Origin of the sequence: Nonomuraea zeae (assembly GCF_005889725.1) — a bacterium.
GTDB classification, from domain to species: domain Bacteria; phylum Actinomycetota; class Actinomycetes; order Streptosporangiales; family Streptosporangiaceae; genus Nonomuraea; species Nonomuraea zeae.
On sequence record NZ_VCKX01000498.1, the window covers coordinates 1 to 5,152 of the forward strand.

Consider the following 5,152-nt stretch of genomic DNA (forward strand, 5'->3'; position numbering starts at 1 on the left):
CGGCCGCAACTGGGTGCCCACCCCGGGCCTCCCCGCCGACGGCGACGGCCACATCAAGCTCCTCGACCACGTGGCCGTCTGCGTCGAAGGAGGCAGGCTCGGCGAGTACGCCGACTACTACCGCGACGCCTACGGCTTCTCCCGCTACTCCTCCGAGTACGTCGACACCGGCGGCCAGGCCATGGACTCCATCGTCGTGCGCAGCTCATCGGAACGCGTCACGATCACCCTGGTCGCGCCCGACCCGGGCAAGGACGGCGGGCAGCTCGACGCGTTCCTCGAACGCAACGGCGGGCCCGGGGTGCAGCACCTGGCCTTTCTCGTGGAGGACATCATCGCGGCCGTACGCGACTGCCGCGAAGGCGGCGTGGAGTTCCTGACCACGCCCGCCGCCTACTACGAGCGGCTCGCCGACACCTTCCAGGAGGGCCGGTACGGCATCGCCGAGCTCCAGGAGGCGCAGGTGCTCGCCGACCACGACGAGTGGGGGCAACTGCTGCAGTTGTTCAGCCGCTCCCCGTACGAGCGCAACACGCTGTTCTACGAGCTCATCCAGCGTCTGGGCTCGCGCGGGTTCGGCAGCTCCAACATCCGCGCGCTGTACGAGGCCGTCCAGCGTGACCGCCTGAGCGCCGGATGATCACCCTCACGGACTACGCCGATGCGGCGCGCGAGCGGCTCGGCCCGGCCGTCTGGGACTTTGTCGAGGGCGGGGCCGGCGCCGAGCGCACGCTGGCCGCCAACCTCACGGCCTTCGAGCACGTACGGCTGCGGCCCCGCGTCCTGACCGGCCTCGGCCTGCCCCACACCAAGACCGAGGTTCTCGGCCGGGTGTGGGGCGCGCCGGTGGGTGTCGCGCCCATGGCGTACCACACGCTCGCCCACCCCGAAGGGGAGGTCGCCACCGCCCGCGCCGGCGTGCCGTTCGTGGTGAGCACCTTCGCCTCCCGCACCTTCGAGGACATCGCCGCGGCCGCCACCGCGCCGCTGTGGCTGCAGGTCTACTGCTTCCGCGACCGTACGAGCACCCGGCGGCTGGTCGAGCGGGCCGAGCGGGCCGGCTTCGAGGCCCTGGTGCTCACCGCCGACGCCCCCAGACTGGGCCGCCGGGTTCGTGACCTGCGCAACGGCTTCCTGCTGCCGCCAGGCGTCGAGCCGGCCAACCTCACGGGCACCGGCTTCTCCGCGCCGGGCGAGCACGCGCTCGCCGAGTTCGACGCCGCGCTCGACTGGTCCGTCGTGGGGTGGCTGCGCTCGATCAGCTCCTTGCCGGTCCTGGTCAAGGGCGTGCTGACCGGCTCCGACGCGCTGCGGGCGCGGGAGGCCGGGGCCGACGGCGTCATCGTGTCCAACCACGGCGGGCGGCAGCTCGACGGCGCGCCGGCGACGTTCGACGTGCTGCCGGAGATCGCGGGCGCGGTGTCCGGGAGTTGCGCCGTGCTGATCGACGGCGGGGTCCGCCGCGGCGCCGACGTCCTGGCCTGCCTCGCCTCCGGCGCCGACGCCGTGCTCGTCGGGCGGCCCGTGCTGCACGGGCTGGCCGCGGGCGGGACCGACGGCGTGGCCGGGGTCCTCGGCGTCGTCACCGACGAACTGGCCGAGGCGATGCTGCTCACCGGCGTCCCCTCACCCAGCGACGCCGGCCCCGAACTGCTCACCCCCACGGAACCGGCTGCCGTGGTCGCCGAGGCCGTGGCGCGGCCGGGCGGGGTGTCGTTGCGCAGGCGGGACCTGCACGGCAGTCTCGCCGATCCGTTGCTCGACACCATGAACTTCCTCAACGAGATCACCCACCGCTACCCGGACGCGATCTCGTTCGCCCCCGGCCGTCCCCACGACGGCTTCTTCGCCACCGAGGACGTCTTCACCCACCTGCGCCGCTACGTCGATCATCTGGAGGAGAGCGGCGCCACGCCCGCCCAGGTCCGCTCCGCCCTCTTCCAGTACGGCCCCACCAACGGCCAGATCCGCGACCTCGTCGCCGCCTCGCTGCGCGCCGACGAGGGCATCGACGTGCCGCCGAGCTCCATCGTCGTGACCGTCGGCGCCCAGGAGGCGATGCTGCTCGCGGTCCGTGCCCTCATCGCGGGCCCCGACGACGTGCTCCTGGTCTCCAGCCCCTGCTACGTCGGCATCACCGGCGCGGCCCGCCTGCTCGACGTCACCACGGCCGTGGTCGAGGAGCACGCGGACGGGCTCCGCTGCGCCGACCTGGAGGCGGTCATCCTGGCCGAACGGGCTCGCGGGCGCCGCCCCCGCGCCTTCTACGTGGTGCCCGACCACTCCAACCCGTCCGGGGCCACCATGCCGCTGAGCACCCGCGAGGAACTGCTCGCCCTGTGCGCCCGGTACGACGTCCTGGTCCTGGAGGACAGCCCGTACCGGATGGTCAGTCCCGGCCCGCAGCTTCCGGCGCTCAAGGCCCTCGACCGCGAGCGCCGCGTCGTGCAGCTCGGCTCGTTCTCCAAGACGCTCTTCCCCGGCGCCCGCGTCGGATACGCCGTGGCCGACCAGCCGGTCGAGGGTGGCGGGCTGCTGGCCGACGAACTGTCCAAGATCAAGAGCATGGTGACGGTGAACACCTCGCCGGTGAGCCAAGCGGTCGTGGCCGGCATGCTGCTCGCCGCGCGGGGCCGTACGTCGGAGCTCAACACCGAGACGGCCGCCCACTACGGCGACGCGATGCGCACCACGCTGCGGGAGCTGGCCGCGTGCTTCCCCGACCGCGAGACGCTCGGCGTGAGCTGGAACGAGCCCAGCGGCGGCTTCTTCCTCACGCTCCGCGTACCGTTCCGCGCCGACAACGACGCCCTGACCCGTTGCGCGGAGGAGTACGGGGTCCTCTGGACGCCCATGTCGTACTTCTATCCGCAGGGCGGCGGCGACCACGCCATCCGGCTGTCCGTCAGCTACCTGCCCGGCGCCCTCATCCCGGAGGGCTGCGCCCGCCTGAGCCGCTTCGTCAGGGCCCAGGCCGGGTGATCGGTTCTCGGCGCCCCGGGAACCCTGTCGTCGGGGACTCGCTTCAGTTCTTGTCCAGGAACTCGATGATCGCGGCGTTCACCGCGTCGGGACGTTCCAGATTGCCCAGGTGACCGCAGCGGGGCAGCTCCACCAGGTCGCAGTCCGGGATGGCGTCGGCCACCTCGGCCACCAGGTGCGGCGGGCACACCAGGTCGTCGGCGAAGGCGATGGCCCGGCACGGCACGGTGACCCGCCGCAGCGCGGGCCGCCGGTCGCCGACCGTGTCCACGCCGAGCTGGCCGGCCGAGCCGCGGCCCGCGCCCGTCATCAGCTCGAAGATCTCCAGCCAGCCGGTGGCGGCCTCGTCGTCGTTCAGCGTCGCGGGGGACAGCATCTCGAGGACCGTGCGCATGGCCTGGTACGTGGCGGGCAGCTCGACCCCGCTCTCCCGCAACACCCGGTCCGCCCGCGCCAACGCCCGCCTGGCCGCGTCCGACCGTGACCGGGTGGCGATCAGCACCGCCGAACGCACCAGCTCGGGAGACGCCAGGGCCAGCTCCTGAGCGATCATCGCGCCCATGGACGTGCCCACGACGCGGCACGGCCCGATCCCCAGCGCTTCGATCAGCCCTCTGGTGTCGGCCACCATGTCCGCCAGCGTGTACTCACCGGGGGGCACGCTCGACGGCGCGATGCCCCGGTTGTCGAACACGATCGTCTCGTATCCGGCCGCGTTGAGCGCCGGCGTCTGGTGCATGGTCCAGACGTGGCCGGCGGCGTTCGAGCCCATGATGAGCAGGACGGGGTCGCCGCTGCCTGAACGCTGGTAGGAGAGCTGGATCCCGTTGGTGCTCACGAACGGCATGGGGCGCTCTCGATGACGGTCGGCGTGGGCACGATGCCTCCTGCTCATGGGTGTCGGGGGAGTGCGCCCGTGGGCGCGCGTTTCACCATGACATGGGACCCGTCAGGGCGTCGAACACCCGTCCAACTGGCGCGGGGCGGCACTTGAACGCGCTCGCCCGGCCGGGGGCGGGGCCCGCATACTCGCCCCCGGATGTGGCCGATCAGAGAGGTCTTCGCCATGAGCGCGTACAACGACTGGAAGCCGATGGAGATCCGACCCGACGGCGCCGGGGCCGGCGCGGACGGGCTGCGCCGCACGCTGGCGGCGCTGGGCGACTTCGGGGACGTGCTCACCCAGGCCAAGGTCGTGGTCTTCCGCGGCTTCCAGGTGGGCGAGCACGAGCTCGACGAGGTCATGGACCTGCTGCTGCCGAACCGGCTGGCCTACACGCACGGTACGTCGCCGCGGACGAAGGTCGCCGCCGGCAACGTCTACACCTCCACCGAGTACCCGAGCGAGCAGACCATCGCGATGCACAACGAGCTGTCCTACAGCCACAAGTGGCCCGCCCGGCTGCTGTTCTACTGCGCCACGACACCGGGGTCCGGCGGCGCCACGCCCGTCGTCGATGGCGCGCTGTGGCTGGAGTCCCTCGACGAGAAGGTACGGGACGCATTCGCCGGCGGCGTCCGCTACTCGCAGAACCTGCACGACGGGTTCGGCCTGGGGCGGAGCTGGAAGCAGACGTTCGAGACCGGCGACCGCGCGCAGGTGGAGGCGTTCCTCGAAGAGGGGCGGTTCGACTGGAAATGGACCTCTGACGGCGGGCTGCGCATGGTGAGCCCCGTTCGTCCCGCCTCGATCCGGCATCCGGTCACCGGATCCACGGTCTGGTTCAACCAGGCCGACCACTTCCATCCGGCCGCGCTCGGCGACGACGTCGCCCGCGAGCTGGCCCAGATCCTGCCGCCCGAGGAACTGCCGCAGTCCGTCACGTTCGCCGACGGCAGCCCCATCCCCGACGAGTACGTCATCCACGTCCACGACCGCGGGCTGGAGATGGCCGTGGACGTCGACTGGCAGCAGGGCGACCTCATGGTCATCGACAACGTCGCCGTAGGACACGGCCGCCGCCCCTACACGGGCGACCGCCGCGTCCTGGTCGCCATGTCGGACTGACCCCGGCCCGCCGGACCGGCGACGCGGGCTAGCGGCAATGCCGGTTAGTTAGGGCGCCTGGGCGGTTGTCAATTCGGGGCCGGAGAGGACGGCGATGGCGATGGCCGCTCGGTGGTTGGTTCGGTCGGCTTGACCCTTGGCTCGGTGCTTGGAGATGGCGCG

General features: G+C 72.2%; 4 protein-coding genes. 3 read left to right on the forward strand and 1 reads right to left on the reverse strand.

Features of this window, described 5'->3' with window-relative positions:
* The coding region (locus tag ETD85_RS59890; protein ID WP_206059596.1) for a VOC family protein at positions 1-640 on the forward strand (640 nt) is incomplete at its 5' end.
* Positions 637-2,982: an aminotransferase class I/II-fold pyridoxal phosphate-dependent enzyme gene (locus ETD85_RS59895; RefSeq protein WP_138698695.1), complete on the forward strand. Its 2,346-nt coding sequence runs from the start codon at positions 637-639 to the stop codon at positions 2,980-2,982. The genes ETD85_RS59890 and ETD85_RS59895, both read left to right, overlap by 4 nt.
* 43 nt (positions 2,983-3,025) lie before the next feature.
* Here ETD85_RS59895 and ETD85_RS59900 read toward each other — a convergent pair whose 3' ends face one another.
* Positions 3,026-3,820, reverse strand: coding sequence for an alpha/beta fold hydrolase (locus ETD85_RS59900; RefSeq protein ID WP_240780136.1), 795 nt, complete (start codon positions 3,818-3,820; stop codon positions 3,026-3,028).
* A 201-nt stretch (positions 3,821-4,021) separates the two neighbouring features.
* Here ETD85_RS59900 and ETD85_RS59905 point away from each other — a divergent pair, with 201 nt between their 5' ends.
* On the forward strand, positions 4,022-4,990 hold the full coding sequence (locus tag ETD85_RS59905) for a TauD/TfdA family dioxygenase (protein ID WP_206059597.1): 969 nt from the start codon (positions 4,022-4,024) through the stop codon (positions 4,988-4,990).
* Positions 4,991-5,152 lie beyond the last annotated feature (162 nt).